Origin of the sequence: Acidisoma silvae (assembly GCF_020618775.1) — a bacterium.
GTDB classification, from domain to species: Bacteria; Pseudomonadota; Alphaproteobacteria; order Acetobacterales; family Acetobacteraceae; genus Acidisoma; species Acidisoma silvae.
Genome location: NZ_JAESVB010000006.1, coordinates 245,288 through 259,868 on the forward strand (window position 1 = coordinate 245,288; position 14,581 = coordinate 259,868).

Genomic DNA, 14,581 nt, shown 5'->3' on the forward strand with positions numbered 1-14,581 from the left:
TTTGACAATACGGTTACAGTCCTAAGGGGCCATCTTAGTCGATCACCCACACAGCATTGAGGCTCTCACGCCGCTGCCTGCGCTTGATCGACCGAGGAGATCGCTTTGGACCTACCGCTCACCCTGCTTCAGCTCGCCGGCTATGTCGCCCTGCTGCTCTGGGGCGTTCATATGGTCCAGACAGGTGTGCAGAGAGCCTTCGGTGCCAAGCTGCGCGGTTTCCTGGGACAAGCGCTCCGCAACCGGTTTAAAGCCTTTCTGGCGGGCATCGGCGTCACCGCCATCCTGCAAAGCAGTACCGCCACGGGGCTGATGGTGACCGGTTTCGCCGCCGGCGGGCTGGTCGATCTGGTCCCGGCCCTTGCCGTCATGCTGGGCGCCAATGTCGGCACCACGCTGATTGTGCAGCTGCTGTCTTTCAACGTCACCGACGTGGCACCCGCGCTGATCCTGATCGGCGTGCTGATGTTCCGCCGCGCGACGGCCGCCACGCGGGATTTCGGCCGCGTCTTCATCGGCCTCGGTCTTGTTCTGATGGCGCTGAGCCAGTTCGTCGGGCTCGTGACGCCCTACGAAGATGTGCCGAACCTGAAGGTATTTCTGGGTGCGGTCGCCAATCAGCCGCTGGTCGATGTCATTCTGGCGGCCGGCCTCACCTGGGCCGCCCATTCCTCGGTCGCGGTCGTGCTGCTGATCATGTCCTTCGCCGGCAATAACGTGGTGCCGCCGGATGCCGCTTTCGCGCTGGTGCTGGGCGCCAATCTGGGCACCGCCATCAACCCGGTGCTGGAAGGCTCGACCGGCGCGGACCCGGCGGCGCGGCGTCTGCCCATCGGCAATCTCATCAACCGGGCCATCGGCACGCTGATCGCGCTGTCGATCCTCCCCTGGCTGGGCACGCTGCTGGTGCAGATCGAGCCCGATGCCGCACGCTCGGTCGCCGATTTCCATACCGCCTTCAACATTATTCTCGCCGCCGCCTTCTTCCCTTTCCTGAAAACCTATGCGGCCTTGCTGCGAAAGCTGCTGCCGGCGCGCGTCGACCCCGCCGATCCCAGCCGGCCGCAATATCTGAACGCGGGCGCGACCGAAGCGCCGGTCATCGCCATCGGCGCCGCCGCCCGCGAGGCTCTGCGGCTGGCGGATGTGCTGGAGACGATGCTGCTGGGCCTGCGCGACGCTTTCGGTCGCGGCGACCGCCGCGAAATTGCCGAGACCAAGCGCCTGGACGACGTGCTGGACCGTCTGAACACGGCGATCAAATCCTATCTGACCGGTCTCGACACCGACGCGCTGACGACCGCCGATCATCAGCGGGTGACGGAAATCCTGTCCTTCGCGACCCATATGGAACAGGCCGGCGATATCGTGGAGCGCGACCTGCTGGGCGTCGCCCAGAAGAAGCTGCGGCGCGGCCTGGCCTTTTCGAAGGACGGCGAGGCTGAGCTGATCGCCATCATCGATCGGCTGACCGCCAATCTGCGCGCGGCCGGATCGCTGTTCATGACCGGGGACGAGCGCGCCGCCCGATTGCTGGCGGAGGAGAAGGAAAACTTCCGGCAGATGGAGGCACAGGCCACGGCCACGCATTTCGCACGGCTGCGGGCCGGGCGCGTGGACAGCGCCGAGACGAGTTCGCTGCATCTGGATGCGCTGCGCGACCTCAAGCGCATCAATGCCCATCTGGTCGCGGCTGCCGCCTATCCGGTGCTGGAAACCGGGGGCAATCTGCTCGCCAGCCGCTTGCGATCAGCCGAGCACGACTAGGCTGCTTTAGTCGGCGTCGCTCATCGAGAGATCGAAGATCGCGACATTCAGCAGGCATTCCAGCACTTCGGGCTCCTGCGCGCCGGCAATGGCGTGCCGGCGGCCGAGGATGAAGCAGGGCGCACCATTGATGCCGAGACGATGGGCGCGAAGATTGTCGGCATGGACCAGGTCCGTCGCGACATCGCCGGCCAGGAAGGTTCTTGTCTCCGCCATCGGCAGGCCGGCGGCTTCGCCGATGCGCAGCAGCACGTCATAGGCGCCGATATCCTGGCCTTCGCAGAAATAGGCTTTGAAGATCGCGCTCGCGACGACCTCGGCGCGGTCGAAACCGGCCGCGAAATGGACCAGGCGATGCGCATCGACGCTGCTGGGCGTGGTGCGGATGAGGTCGAAGCGGAAGGCGATGTCCTCGCTGCGGCCGAGATCGGTAATCGTCGCGAAAAGGCGCCTTGCCCGGTCCTCCGCGCCGAATTTGCGCTGGATATAGGCACTGCGGGTCATGCCTGCGCGGGGCATATCCGGATTGAGCAGGAAGGGCCGCCATTCGACGGCCATATCGATATCGGGCCGGCGGCGCATCATGCGCAGCAGCCGGCGCGTGCCGATGTAACACCAGGGGCAGACGAGATCATAGATGATCTCGACCACGACCGGTGCTGGGGAAAAGGCGAGCATATTCATGAGCGATCTGCCTGGCCGCGCCCGCCTGTTCCTGACCGCACCGGGCGCAAAACGATTCACCTAGCACAATCGCGCGGCGGCCGCAGCCTACCGCCGCCCAAGTCCGGCAGTATTAATTCTCAGAGGGCGGTGTAGTCCGACACCATCGGATCAAGCCGGAATTCGTTCACAAAAAAATCGATCACGGCCCTGACACGCGGCGCCAGATGTCGCCGCGACGGATAGACCGCATGGATCGGCACGCGTGGGGGCTGCCAGTCCTGCAGAATGGCGACGACACGCCCCTGCGCGATATCCTCGTCGAACATCCAGGTCGGCAGGCGGCTGATGCCGAGCCCGGCCCTGATGCCGTCGCAAATGCCTTCGACGCTGTCGCAGCGGAAGCGGCCATGGACTTCGACGATCGTCGATCCGCCGGGACCGTCGAACTCCCACTGACTGGCCGAGGCACGACCGAGGCCGCCCGTATAAACCAGGCAGGAATGCTGGGCGAGGTCCGCAGGCGTTTGCGGTTCGCCATGCTTTTCAAGATAGGCGGTGGAGACGATCATGCCGCGCGCGGTGGACCCCAGATGCCGGGCCACCAGAGAGGAATCGGCGATCTGCCCCGCGCGAACGGCGACGTCGATATTCTCGGCAACGAGGTCCTGCACCTGTTCCGACATGCTGATTTCGACTTCCAGATCCGGATAACGCTGCATCAGCCGTGGCAGGCGCGGTATGATATGCTTGCGCGACATTGCGGTGGACGAGGCGATGCGCACCGTGCCCGAGGGCGAGGCGCGGCGCTTACCGAGGATTTCCTCGGTCTCGTCCACGGTATCCAGAACCCGGCGCGCATGGGCCAGCAGATCCTGCCCGTCCTGGGTGAAGGTGAGACTGCGCGTGGTACGTTGGATAAGGCGAACGTCGAAATGCGCCTCAAGGGCGGCGATCTGGCGGGATATGGCAGGTTGGGTTGAGCCGACTTCGCGCGCTACCGCGGAGAAGGAACCCGTCTCTGCCACCCGCACGAAACATCTGAAAGCCGCTAATAAATCCATAACCCATACTCGATAGCATGAATGATATCAAAACGTCAGGTATTTAACTTAAGGGAGATATGAACGATCTCTCTTAAAGATGACAAATCTTTAGTCTTAGCCGTGGACAATTCGACGCCAGCCCTGCGATAAACGCATTGGATAAAGAGCTTCCGGGTGCCGCCATGAAATCTTTGAACGCCCAGCTAGTCGCCTTCAAAACCTCCGTTTTCGAACGAGCGGATAAGGAAACCGCTTGTGCATTGCGTGGGCTGGAGACCGAATACCGGGCTGAGGCGGCAATGGCGAAGCCATTGACGATTGGCGAGCGCGCCCCGGACTTCACCTTGGACGGTGCGGATGGGAAACGTCACCAACTTGCAAACTATGCCGCCCAGGGGCCTGTTTTTGTTCTGTTTTTTAAGGGGGGCTGGTGCCCGTACAGCACCTTGACATTGCGCGCCTGGGAAGACATCGCGCCGGAGGTGCGCCGCGCTGGCGGGTCTATCCTCGCGATCTCGCCGCAGAAGGTCAGCCGCGCGGCCCTGGTCCAGGAGAATAACGGCGTCAGCTTCCCGATCCTGTCGGATAGCTGCAACAAGGTGGGCGATGCCTTCGGTGTCGTCAGCAATGTGAAGCAGCTCACCCGCGAGATCCTGACCAAGCTTGGCTGCGACCTGACGGACGAGAACTGCTCCGGCGACATGCGACTGCCGCGCGCCGCCGAATTCCTGATCGGCAGCGACGGCGTCATCCGCTTCGCCCATGTCTCGCCCGTGCATTTCGAGCGGACCGAGCCGCGTGACGGCCTGGCGGCGCTGCGCACGCTGAACGCCGAGACCATGGCGCCGGCCTAAAACCGGCGCCGTCGGCCTTTACGCAAAGACGATGCGCGGGAAATAAAAGCTCATCAGCCAGTTGGGCTTATCGACGATGGCGCTGATGCGCAGATCCCCCGCGACGGAGCACAGCATATAGGCGTCCATCGCCGACAGGCCGTGCTGCGCGCCCAGCAGGTCGATCATCCGGGACAGCGCATCCTTCGCCCCCTGCATCAGGTCTGGCCCGATGCCCGTGGTCACCTCATAGCCCGCGCCATCCAGATGCCGCGTGACCGGCCCGGGCGTCGTGAAACGGGGCGTTTCCAGCTTGGTTTGCTTGATCAGGTCCAGCGTCAGCGTCAGGTTCATCGGGCTTTCAATGGCCGTGCCGCAGACCTCACCGTCCCCCTGAGCCGCATGCGTATCGCCGATCGAGAAGAGGGCGCCAGCCACCTCCACCGGCAGGTAAAGCTCCGTCCCGACCGCGAGGTCGCGAATATCCATATTGCCGCCGACCCGGCGCGGCGGGACGATGGAATGCAGCCCGGCCTCGGCCAAGGCCACCCCGATGGTGCCGGCGAAGGGCTTCAGCGGCACGCGTGCGATGTCTGAGAACAAGGCCGGCGCCAGGGTCGCTGCGTCATAGGACCAGATTTTCAGCGCGGCATCCGGAAACTGATCCGCCAGCAGGCCGAAACCGGGAATATTGGCCGTCCAGCCGAAGCCGGAGGGCGTGAAGTCGTGGATGCTGACTTTCAGAACGTCCCCCGGCTCCGCGCCTTCCACGTAGACAGGGCCCGTCACGGGATTGATGAGGCCGAAATCGAGCGTCGTGACATCGCCGACCGTGCTGTCCGGGGTGAGCTGGCCGGCGGATGCGTCATTGCACTGGAAAGCGATCGTCTTGCCGGGCTCGGTCCGCAGCACGGGCGCGAAACTATTGTCCCAGCCGAAATGATGCTGGGCGGCATGGATGGTAAAGTCGCAATTTCTGCACATGCGGCGAGGCTCCTGCGGGGACGACCAGGGAAAGCCGCAGCCTAGCCGAAAGAAACAGGCTTTGGGCAGCCTTGCCGCTCGCTTTCGGCTTCAGTATGAAGAGCCTGTGTGTTCGCGTAGCTCAGCAGGATAGAGCACAGGATTCCTTGTTGTTGAAACTGGGCGTCGCGATGGGAAACCGCGCGGCGGATCCGCTCAAAGTCGGGGAAAGCTTGGGGTCGCCGATGACCCTGTGCCAATCCCGAGCCAAGCCCCGGCCGAAAGGCCTGGGAAGGTGTAGAGACTGGATGGGTGGCGCCTAAAGGCTTTGGCCTATGGCGAAGGGACAGTCCAGACCACGAACGCGGCCCCACGGGGCAGCGGCGGCGAAAGCCGAAGTGGCATGAATCCTGGGGCCGTGGGTTCGAATCCCGCCGCGAACATTTCCTGACTTCTGTCCATCATCGCGCGATCCGCGCAGGAACGGATTTTAGCGCGCAAGCGTGCTTCCAGAGCGCACGATATTGCCATATCAATATAAAGACGGAATGCCGTAGGGCTTGGCACTGCGGCGGCCTGTCCCGCCGAAAAGCCAGCGGGGAGGTTTGCGGCCCTCCCCGCCTCTCCCGGTCTGGAGACGACGACTTACGAAGTCAGTGGCGCCGTAGCTAGCGATTACTAGCACGCGGCCATTCGTGCCGCGATTTTAACCGCGACGCCACTCTTGACATCTTGGCTCAAATTGATCGGCTCCTGCATCGTTAGATAGGCAGCGTCGCCCTCCATTCGCTATGGATAAGACCATGCTCTCCAGCCGAGCGTATTGGCCTGGACAACCGTTCCCGCTTGAGAGTCCGAGAATGTCGACCGCCTGACCAATCACAATGATGCCCGCCGCGTGATCGCCCAGGCTCAACCTTCGCTCCCCCAAAACTTCGGCACCTCAACTTTCCGGTCAGATAGCCCATGGTATCGTCAATTCGCGTGATCAATCTTGATTCGACACCCGAGCGTTTTGAACAGATCACGGCATGGAACCCAGGCTTTCCGTTCGAGCGCTTTTCCGCCGTCGTCGGCAAAGATCTGGACCGCGATCAGTGCATCCATGACGGGCTGATCACCGAAGACAATACTTATACGATGGGCACGGTGGGCTGCGCCCTGTCCCATATCACCCTCTGGCGCCAATGCGCGGCCGGGTCGCAACCCTTCCACATCGCCGAAGACGATCTCATCCTGCGGGCCGACTTTCAATCCATGGCGCAGGCCAAACTGAACAGACTTCAGGATTGGGACCTGGTGCTGTGGATGCATAATTTCGACTGGCCGCTGAAAGTTGAGCCCGCCGTTGGCCTGGGCCCGGCCATCATGCAATATGACCACGCCACCGCCGTCAGCCGGCCGGATGTCTTTCGCCAAGAAACGACAGAACCCATGCTGATGCGCCTTCTCTCGGCCGCCGCCATGGGATGTTATTCGATCTCACCCAAAGGCGCTGCCCGCATGCTGGCGGATTGCCTGCCGGTTGCCAATCAAAGCGCGGATTACGTCACACAACCGGGCGTCACATGGTTCAATACCGCGCTTGATGTGGAGATGAACCGCCACTACCACAAATGGCAGGCCTATGTGTCCGTGCCGCCCCTCGCCATCTCACCGAACGACCAGTCAACCTCTACCATCCGTGGGCATATGGCGAGAATGCACAATACGGCGACCGCCAATCGCGCGGTCATGCCAATACTCAGCATTGCGGACTAAGCGCGCATAGCGTTCACCGGCATCATTCAACGACGCTGCGGTCGTCCGGCGTACGGGACGATCAAAGCGAAACCGCCTGACCTGCCCGACCGACCACATCACCGGGTCGCCAGGTCAGGGGCGCGGACAAGCCTCTTGCATGATCATTAAATAAATCTCATCACGCTTCTAGCGTTTACTGTGCGATGCCTGGACTATCTTTTTGAGCGCAGGATTGCTCCGCCTCAGAGCATCCTGTTGGGCCGAGACGGCAGCAGATTTCAGTGCACCGTCAGGTTTCAACAAAAAAGCCCGCGCCCCGATCGTTCCGGCTTAGCGAGCATTATCAAATAGTTGTACCGTCAACTTTGACAGCGCGACTCCGATTCGACAAAGCGCGATAAGCGCGACACGCCCCGGCACAGATACCTTGCGCCGCCCGCCAAAGGCTAAGCACCACAGCCGATGCATTGATCAGGCAAGTTATATAAGGTTGGCCATATGCGGCCCCAGAATTTCGACACCTGCGCCTAAGGTGTTCATTGGCTCTTTCTGCAATCGACCTTTCCCCAAATTCTCTCGAAGTCATAAGTAGTCAAGTCAATACCCCGCACTACGACCAATGGTCATTGATGATATATCAAATTACTTAGACCATGGCCGATTGTCGGCGGCGATCCATCGCGAAGCCCCATTAGTTTCTTGTTCGTGACGTTGCTTGTCACTGAAAATATTGCAAAATATTTCTAAATTTTTATTCTAAAGAAAGAATGCATTCATCTCAGCCAGACCGGAAGAAGTTTTCTCTTCATGGCACCCCTCCCTATGGCTAGACACATTGCGGCCTAGCATAGTCCTTTCTATCAGGCTTCTTTTTGTTTGCCAGTCAAAGTAAAAATCATTTCACTATAATTTTTTCGATCCTTCCTTTGTCGCATTGACATATGATCACAACCTGCCGACAAATCCATTCACTTTTTCCGTGCCGTCGGCTGCCCCACTGACCTCGCCTTAATCCAAGACGTTGATTGCGGAAAGTAACCTAGCCGTGCGAAGATTTGAACGACTAAAACGCGTAATTGTCGGCAATCATCTTTTTACCTTTACGGCTCATTACTACCTCGTCGCACTCATGTTGAAAGAAATTTGTAACTCCTGGCCTTTAGGTTGGCGCGCGCATGACGCACACCTGCCTTGGGGCTTGTCTCCAATGGAACCACCAATCGGATTGACGATATGAGCTGCCCTCCACTGTTACCGAAATCTGATTATGACGGGCACAACAGAGGTAGCGGCATCGACGCCGGCTCGCCGGCTAATGCCGATGAGCACCATAATGGCTGAGTTTGAACCGGCCGTAGCCGCAGCAAGCGATCACAGCGTGATTGGGGATGGCTCCTCCATCGCTCTCGTGTCGCGCAAAGCCGAGATCGACTTTCTCTGCTGGCCAGATTTCAGCCACCCGACCCTATTCGCGCGGTTGGAAGCATCGGACCGCGGGGTCTTCACGCTGGCCCCCGACCTGCCGGATGCCACAATCACGCAATCGTACATGGTGGATACGAATGTTCTGATAACGCAGTGGCAGGGTGCGCTTGGCCGCGCCCGAATTGTCGATATCCTTCTACCCGACGCCGGTCCCGGCGGACTGCCGACCCGACTGATCCGACAGGCGACAGCCATGGAAGGCCACATCCCTTTCAGACTTCTCTGCCGCCCACGTCCCAATGACGGGACGGAAATCCCGGCCACCGAGACCGTCCGCAATACCATCGGGTTTCGATCGGCCAGCCTGCCGGATCTCATGCTCGGGCGACACGACGCGTTGCGCGCCGGCGACGGTGAGGCTCATGCCGAATTCACATTGAAACCCAGCGCCTCGGCGGCCTTCATACTCAGCACGCGCGCTGCGGTTGAATATCATACAACCAGAAGACTAGAGCGCCTGATTGATCTGGCTCTCGCCAAGCAAGGCAAACCATCTGAAACTATTATAACGTCCAGCTGATTTGTGGGGCATTCACTGCCACAGCTACCGCCATGACGTCAGCTGACCATGCCTGTTCCGATGCCGCGACAGAGGCGGCACCGGATATGCACATAGTTCACCATGGCCACTGCCTGGCTTAATCATTCAGGAAACATACAAAAATTCATGAAGCTGACATCGACTTTCTGAAAATGCACCGCCGGATCATAGGATCGCAATCTTAACAAAAGACGCCCTAAATAGTCCTGTTCAGCAGCGTTCAGCGCTGGGATGTAGCTTTCTATCTTCTGGAACGCCTCAAGATAGCTTGGGAAATGCTTGATAAAAAGGCTGCCGATCTGCTTGCCGTGATTGCTCTCCCAATTCCAACGCTCTTCGACGATGGCCGCTATCGCACCAAGCTTCGGACCGTGAAAATGCAGTAGCGCCGCTGCGTCGTTCTGGCTCCAGTAAGGCTTCCAATTCAGCTCCAGCGGCAGTCTGTCCCACCGTCCGCGGTAGAACTCATTATAAGCGATCTGGTCGTGAAAGTTGTGGGTCTTCTCCCGCAGCGTCGTGACCAGGTAGCGTTCAAATTCTTCGTAATCGCTACGCATGTTCTGCGGGTTCAGCACCATGACGCCCGCGTTGAAGTAATTCCAGCTTGTCCGGTCAAATTCCGGAGCAGCCGAAAAATAGCGCGGACAGATGGTTTCAAGCTCGGGCCGCTTCAAAAACAGAACATCGACATCAGAATAGAAGACGTGCTCATCCTCTCGCTCTTCGAGGCAGACATTGGTTCGGAGCCAATGTCCGACCGTCAGCATATGATAGCGCCCAGCTGCCGCCAGTTCCTCAATCACCGCTAAATAAGGAAGGCGCGAATCGATGACTTTGACACCGCGCTCTTCCAACCAAGCCGTGAAAGGATTGCGATCCCCCGTGTAGAGCAGACGAGGCGCAAGCTCCGTATGTTTCAAGGCGGAGAGAACAGCCAGCTTTGTATGCAGGCCGATATCGCCGCGCGTACCGCCTTCATTGAGCGCCAGATACCATTTCATTTTTTAGATCCCAGCGCAAATTACGTCCGCACAATCAGGGCGCCGCAGTTAATGCAACTCAACAGTCAAAAATCAGAAATCGACTTGAATATAAGGAAGCCCCGATTCCTGAGGAAGGCGTTCAAAAAGTTTTTGGCTAGGTATGCATTTGGATCGAACAACATTTTTCTGAAAGAGCCCAAATCTCGGCGCACTTAGCGGATGATCCGACATCGACGTCAGCCAGCCATGTCCAAGCCAAGTTCCTCTTGATTCGAGTGAAAGCGCAGCATCGATTCCACGAGTCTCGATATCGGCAGCCCGAGGGGGATTAAGCCGCCGCCGCCGGTTTGCCGAATTCGCTCTGCCGGCGCCCCTATATCAAAGGCCAATACCGGCAAATTTGCTTCCCAGCACTGACTAAGAACAAATGACCAAGTTTCGGGCCAGACGGCAGGGAAAAATGCAAATGCCGCGTCCTGGGCCTTGATCAGGGAAATGACCTCAGCTTCCTGATAGCCACCGGTGATGTAGACGCAGCCGGTTTCCAGCAAAGCACGATCATTGCAGGTATAGCCGACGATGCGGAATTCAATATCAAGCCCCTTTCGCTGCACCCAACGGGCCGCGTCCAGCAAAATCTTAAAACCCTTTTCCTGGCCAATCGCGCCCACGACGCAAATGCGTCGCTTGCCACCTTTGGAACTCTCGACAGATTTGAGCGTTGCAGGGATCGACGTCCCTTTTTCCCACTGCGCAACCCTCGGCTTAACGGCAAAACGTCTGGCCATTCTGCGGCTGACATCGACTGAAGGAACAAACACATTGTCCGCGCCGGCAAGAATGGCCTGGGACCGATCAATAAGAGACCGTGCTGAGATCACCTCATCAATCGTGCTGCCGTATTCCCCCACACAGGCCTCGCAGGCCTCGACCGGGGGCTCACCACAATAGCGGTTTTCACCGGTCGTCAGCGTGATGCGTGGGCAAAACCAGGAATAGTCGTGGATGAACATGTCATAGCATTTTGCAGCCTGAAGCACATGGGCGATCACCTCGCTCGACCAGCCTATCGTGTGATGCAGTTCGATCGATGCCACGGCCAGATCTTCAAAAGTCAACGAAAACGGATTGCCTTCACCCGACAGATCGAGTGTTAGCTTGTCTTTCCGCGGCGAGAAATAGTCCTCAAGATAGCCGACCTGATCAGTCTTTTGATTTTTGCCCGGCCGCATAACCAGCACAAACTTACCTGCGTCGCGCGCCAGACCCGCACGATAGTCGATAAATTTCTGGACGCCGCCGTCCCGGTTGTGAGTCACCAGAACAATCGTCTCACGGTCAGCCAGGCGCTTCTTCCAAAGAGCGATGAGCAGTCTGCTCCGAAACGGCTGAAGCGCATCGGCTTTAACCCAATCCGCGATCATTTGGTCATAGCCAGGATGCAAGCGGTTCAGACGTTTTAAATTTCGTTCGAGAAGGAACGTTTTTGAATCTGTAAAGGACTGGCTTTCGATATGACCGATATAGCTCCCCGTCGCCGCCACATGTTTCCAGCCAAGGTGGCTTGCGCGCAGAGAGAAGTCATTCTCCTCTCCATAACCCAACCCGAAAACGTCTTGCCGCAAGACGCCCGTCTGAACCAGACAGTCCCGCCGTATATACATGCAGAAACCGTGAGCGGTTGGCATTTCAACCGTCGTATCGCCATTCACTGCATAGGCGAGCGCCGCGATCTCGTCGGCCTCACGGCTGGTCGGAATGGCGTTCACCGTCTTCGTGCTGGGAAAGCTGAGGATCGACGCCGCATTGGACAATGGCGTGATGGTGCCGATGGTCGGGTCGGACAGAAGCGGTCTTTGCAGCCGCTCGATCCAACCGTCTGTGACGATCGTGTCACTGTTCAGCAGAATGACGTCGCGCCCACGATCAATCGCCGCGCGAAGCCCGACATTCGCCGTTGCCGGAAAGCCCTCGTTCCGGGGTTTCAGGATCAGAGTGATTTTTCGAGATTGTCCCAGTTTTTTGAGCCGTGCGACCAGTTCATGGTCCGGGGAATCGTCGACGACCGCCAGAATTTCGACGCTGGCCGCTGAATGCTTTCTAACGGAATCGATACAGGCCAGCGTCACCTCCAGCCCGCGATAGACTGGAATAACGACAAGCGGATCCCGCGCCACGAACGGCGTCGTCTCGGGCGGCAAGCCGGGAAAATCCGGAACCAGGCTGAAATCGGACAAGGCCGGAATGCCCGCAGCAGCCTCATTCCCCTCCGCATCCGCCCCCGCCGGATAGCGCGCGGCGATGGCGCAAACCAATGTGCGATTGGTTTTGATCTGATGAAAAGGACGAATGGGACTACCGACAAAGATGCGCCCATAGCTATCTCGCACCGCGAAAGCATCGAGGTGATGCATGTCCGATGTCAGATCAAACTGGAAATGTCTTTGAAATTGCAGAGAGGCATAATCCGCGTCGTCTGCCGCGACCCGCTCCGGACGATCGGACAGGATTTTTCCGTCCTCTGCATCGACCAAAACGACGGAAGGCGACATCAAAGGGCGGCCCGGATACCAGGATTTGCCGCAGATACGACCGCGGTCGAGCCAGATTGTAGAAATATGCGCCAGAGCATCGGCCACGACAATCGGACTGCCAATCAGCGGCAAACGCTTGTTGAAGACCGAGATTGACTTCGCCAGATGCCATAGGTCCGGCAAGATGACTTCCGTATATCCGTCCGCGATCCGAATATCCGCGTCACCCAGCCGGATAGGCTTATCGTCCAGAAGAACCGTGATCTCGGCTGCCCCCAGGGCATGGGCCTTGCCCCCGATATGCAGGGTGCCGGCGTCGCCGAAGCCACACCACCCTTGCGCTTCGGATTGATCTGCGATCTGGCCCGCCACGTCCCTGACGCTGGCGCCTGGCGGCACCATATAGTGACGAAGTGCTTTGTTCAGAGCCGCCGCCGCTCTGTCGATATCGCCGGCCATAAGCCTGGCGGCAGCGGTAAAAAGGCCTGCGAATTTTGCCGGTGACTGCGTCGACAGAAAGTCGAACTGCTCGACGCAGGTATTGTCCCGCAGATGCAGCTTGATCTCGCCGATCGCCAAGGTCATGGCGCGGTTAGATACGGCCCTGCGCTGGCCATAATTCAAAATATCGACCGCGTCCCGCGGGCGATGCTCCAGGAGCGCCGTGCTGGCACGCAGCAAAAGCTCCGCCGTTTCAGTGTCGCTCTCCGCCCCGGCCATGCTGGCAAGGTAGCGCTCTATCGGCTCCAACTTGCCGGAAAAGCGGTCACCCAGATCGTAGATCAGGTCGAGAGTCGTTTCCGAAACTGGCTCTGTCTGCATCACGCTTAACTAATCCGGGACGGGGGTTTTGCCACGAAAGCACCGCACCTTCGGGTGTATGCTCAATGGTGGCTAGCCAGTATGCCCAATGATGCGTCACCCGGCAAGCCGACCACGCCCGAGATTGCCTTCTTTGTGCGGATCTTGGCTTTCGTCTGTGAGATCCAATCAGCCGACCGCCGCAACCAGATGATCAGAAAAACTTGTGATCCACACCAAGGAACGTAATCTGCGTGCCATCCGTCAGTGTCATGACATCGCTGCCATCGACCACGGTTTCGGATGCGATCGCCCAGCCCGAATAATTGCCGAAGGCCAGATTATCCCCCGTATGAAATCCTTCAATGACGACCGAACCGCCGGCATGTCCATCCACAAAGCCGAAGACGTCATCGCCGGTTCCGCCGACAATGGTAGACTGGCCCGTGCCGGCGATAACGGTATCGGCAGCATTATTGAGACCGAATACAGCGGTTCCGGTGTTGGAAATGGGACTGGTGAACATGATCTCATCACCCGTGCCGGTCATGCCGTTGAGCTGCGAATCACCCGTGCCTGCAACCATCGTTACATCTCCCGTACCGTCGGCGAATTCGGTGGTATTGGTGCCGCCGATCATGGTCGTCGCGCCGGTGCCGGAGCCGCCGGACAAGGTGCTGTTCCCGGAACTTGCCTGCAAATAGGTCGTGCCCGTGCCGGTCGATCCAAACAGGAGTTCCGTTCCCGTTCCACCGCTGACGGAGGCCGCCCCGGTGCCGCCGTAGAAGACAAGATTGCCGGTGCCGCCAGAAACCGAGACGGACCCCGTTCCCGCGTAAATCGTGGTGTCGCCGCTGCCGGGCATGACCAGATCGTCGCCCTTGGCATAGACAATGGGATCGACGGCGGACAGCTGGAGCGTCGTGTTGTTTTCCAGGAAGTAGGCCGATGCATTTTCGCCACCGACGATCGTGTCGCTGGTCGATGCATCATAGACCGCGACATATTGCGTCGGCACGGCCGCCATCGTTCCGGCGGCAATATAGAGAACATTGCTGTCCGAAGAGGTCGGCACGTCACCCGTTCCCGAGTAGCTCGCGACCGTTCCCGAATAGAGGGCGGCAAACTGGGCGTTCGACGTGGCCGTGTAGTTGCTACCCGTAAAATCCCAAGAGAGTGTTTGTCCACCAGTTACCGTGGCGTTGTCGGACATGTCACTTAT

The 14,581-nt window shown here is 59.0% G+C and carries 10 protein-coding genes; 4 read left to right on the forward strand and 6 right to left on the reverse strand.

Going from position 1 to position 14,581, the window contains the following annotated elements; translation table 11 throughout:
* The first annotated feature begins 105 nt into the window (after positions 1-105).
* Entirely contained in the window at positions 106-1,767 is a 1,662-nt protein-coding gene (locus ASILVAE211_RS15370; protein ID WP_227322215.1) for a Na/Pi cotransporter family protein, read from the forward strand.
* Positions 1,768-1,773: 6 nt separating this feature from the next.
* Here ASILVAE211_RS15370 and ASILVAE211_RS15375 read toward each other — a convergent pair whose 3' ends face one another.
* Positions 1,774-2,451, reverse strand: a complete 678-nt coding sequence (locus ASILVAE211_RS15375) for a DsbA family oxidoreductase (RefSeq protein ID WP_227322216.1) — start codon at positions 2,449-2,451, stop codon at positions 1,774-1,776.
* Between the two features lie 119 nt (positions 2,452-2,570).
* Complete coding sequence (locus ASILVAE211_RS15380; RefSeq protein WP_227322217.1) at positions 2,571-3,494, reverse strand: LysR family transcriptional regulator; 924 nt, start codon at positions 3,492-3,494, stop codon at positions 2,571-2,573.
* A 164-nt stretch (positions 3,495-3,658) separates the two neighbouring features.
* Between ASILVAE211_RS15380 and ASILVAE211_RS15385 the strand changes: the two genes are divergently transcribed.
* Entirely contained in the window at positions 3,659-4,330 is a 672-nt protein-coding gene (locus tag ASILVAE211_RS15385; protein WP_227322218.1) for a peroxiredoxin-like family protein, read from the forward strand.
* Between the two features lie 18 nt (positions 4,331-4,348).
* Here ASILVAE211_RS15385 and ASILVAE211_RS15390 read toward each other — a convergent pair whose 3' ends face one another.
* Entirely contained in the window at positions 4,349-5,293 is a 945-nt protein-coding gene (locus ASILVAE211_RS15390; RefSeq protein WP_227322219.1) for an acetamidase/formamidase family protein, read from the reverse strand.
* 963 nt (positions 5,294-6,256) lie between these two features.
* Between ASILVAE211_RS15390 and ASILVAE211_RS15395 the strand changes: the two genes are divergently transcribed.
* Together ASILVAE211_RS15395 and ASILVAE211_RS15400 are read left to right on the forward strand one after the other, a co-directional pair.
* Entirely contained in the window at positions 6,257-7,033 is a 777-nt protein-coding gene (locus ASILVAE211_RS15395; protein ID WP_319799579.1) for a glycosyltransferase family 25 protein, read from the forward strand.
* A 1,297-nt stretch (positions 7,034-8,330) separates the two neighbouring features.
* A complete protein-coding gene (locus ASILVAE211_RS15400; protein ID WP_227322221.1) occupies positions 8,331-9,020 on the forward strand; it encodes a trehalase-like domain-containing protein in 690 nt (229 codons plus the stop codon).
* 122 nt (positions 9,021-9,142) lie between these two features.
* On the opposite strand, the gene ASILVAE211_RS15405 is transcribed toward ASILVAE211_RS15400, so the two are convergent.
* The 3 genes from ASILVAE211_RS15405 to ASILVAE211_RS15415 form a co-directional block, all read right to left on the reverse strand.
* Complete coding sequence (locus ASILVAE211_RS15405) at positions 9,143-10,042, reverse strand: glycosyltransferase (protein WP_227322222.1); 900 nt, start codon at positions 10,040-10,042, stop codon at positions 9,143-9,145.
* A gap of 218 nt (positions 10,043-10,260) precedes the next feature.
* Positions 10,261-13,380 (reverse strand): glycosyltransferase, encoded by a 3,120-nt coding sequence (locus tag ASILVAE211_RS15410; protein WP_227322239.1) that lies wholly within the window; start codon positions 13,378-13,380, stop codon positions 10,261-10,263.
* A 193-nt stretch (positions 13,381-13,573) separates the two neighbouring features.
* Positions 13,574-14,572, reverse strand: coding sequence for a calcium-binding protein (locus ASILVAE211_RS15415; RefSeq protein ID WP_227322223.1), 999 nt, complete (start codon positions 14,570-14,572; stop codon positions 13,574-13,576).
* Positions 14,573-14,581: the final 9 nt, after the last annotated feature.

Excerpts from the sequence above, each read along its gene's own strand:
- ASILVAE211_RS15375 (WP_227322216.1), bottom strand. The coding sequence starts at position 2,451 with ATGAATATGCTCGCCTTTTCCCCAGCACCGGTCGTGGTCGAGATCATC.
- ASILVAE211_RS15380 (WP_227322217.1), bottom strand. The coding sequence starts at position 3,494 with ATGGATTTATTAGCGGCTTTCAGATGTTTCGTGCGGGTGGCAGAGACG.
- ASILVAE211_RS15385 (WP_227322218.1), top strand. The coding sequence starts at position 3,659 with ATGAAATCTTTGAACGCCCAGCTAGTCGCCTTCAAAACCTCCGTTTTC.
- ASILVAE211_RS15390 (WP_227322219.1), bottom strand. The coding sequence starts at position 5,293 with ATGTGCAGAAATTGCGACTTTACCATCCATGCCGCCCAGCATCATTTC.
- ASILVAE211_RS15400 (WP_227322221.1), top strand. The coding sequence starts at position 8,331 with ATGCCGATGAGCACCATAATGGCTGAGTTTGAACCGGCCGTAGCCGCA.
- ASILVAE211_RS15405 (WP_227322222.1), bottom strand. The coding sequence starts at position 10,042 with ATGAAATGGTATCTGGCGCTCAATGAAGGCGGTACGCGCGGCGATATC.
- ASILVAE211_RS15410 (WP_227322239.1), bottom strand. The coding sequence starts at position 13,380 with ATGCAGACAGAGCCAGTTTCGGAAACGACTCTCGACCTGATCTACGAT.
- ASILVAE211_RS15415 (WP_227322223.1), bottom strand. The coding sequence starts at position 14,572 with ATGTCCGACAACGCCACGGTAACTGGTGGACAAACACTCTCTTGGGAT.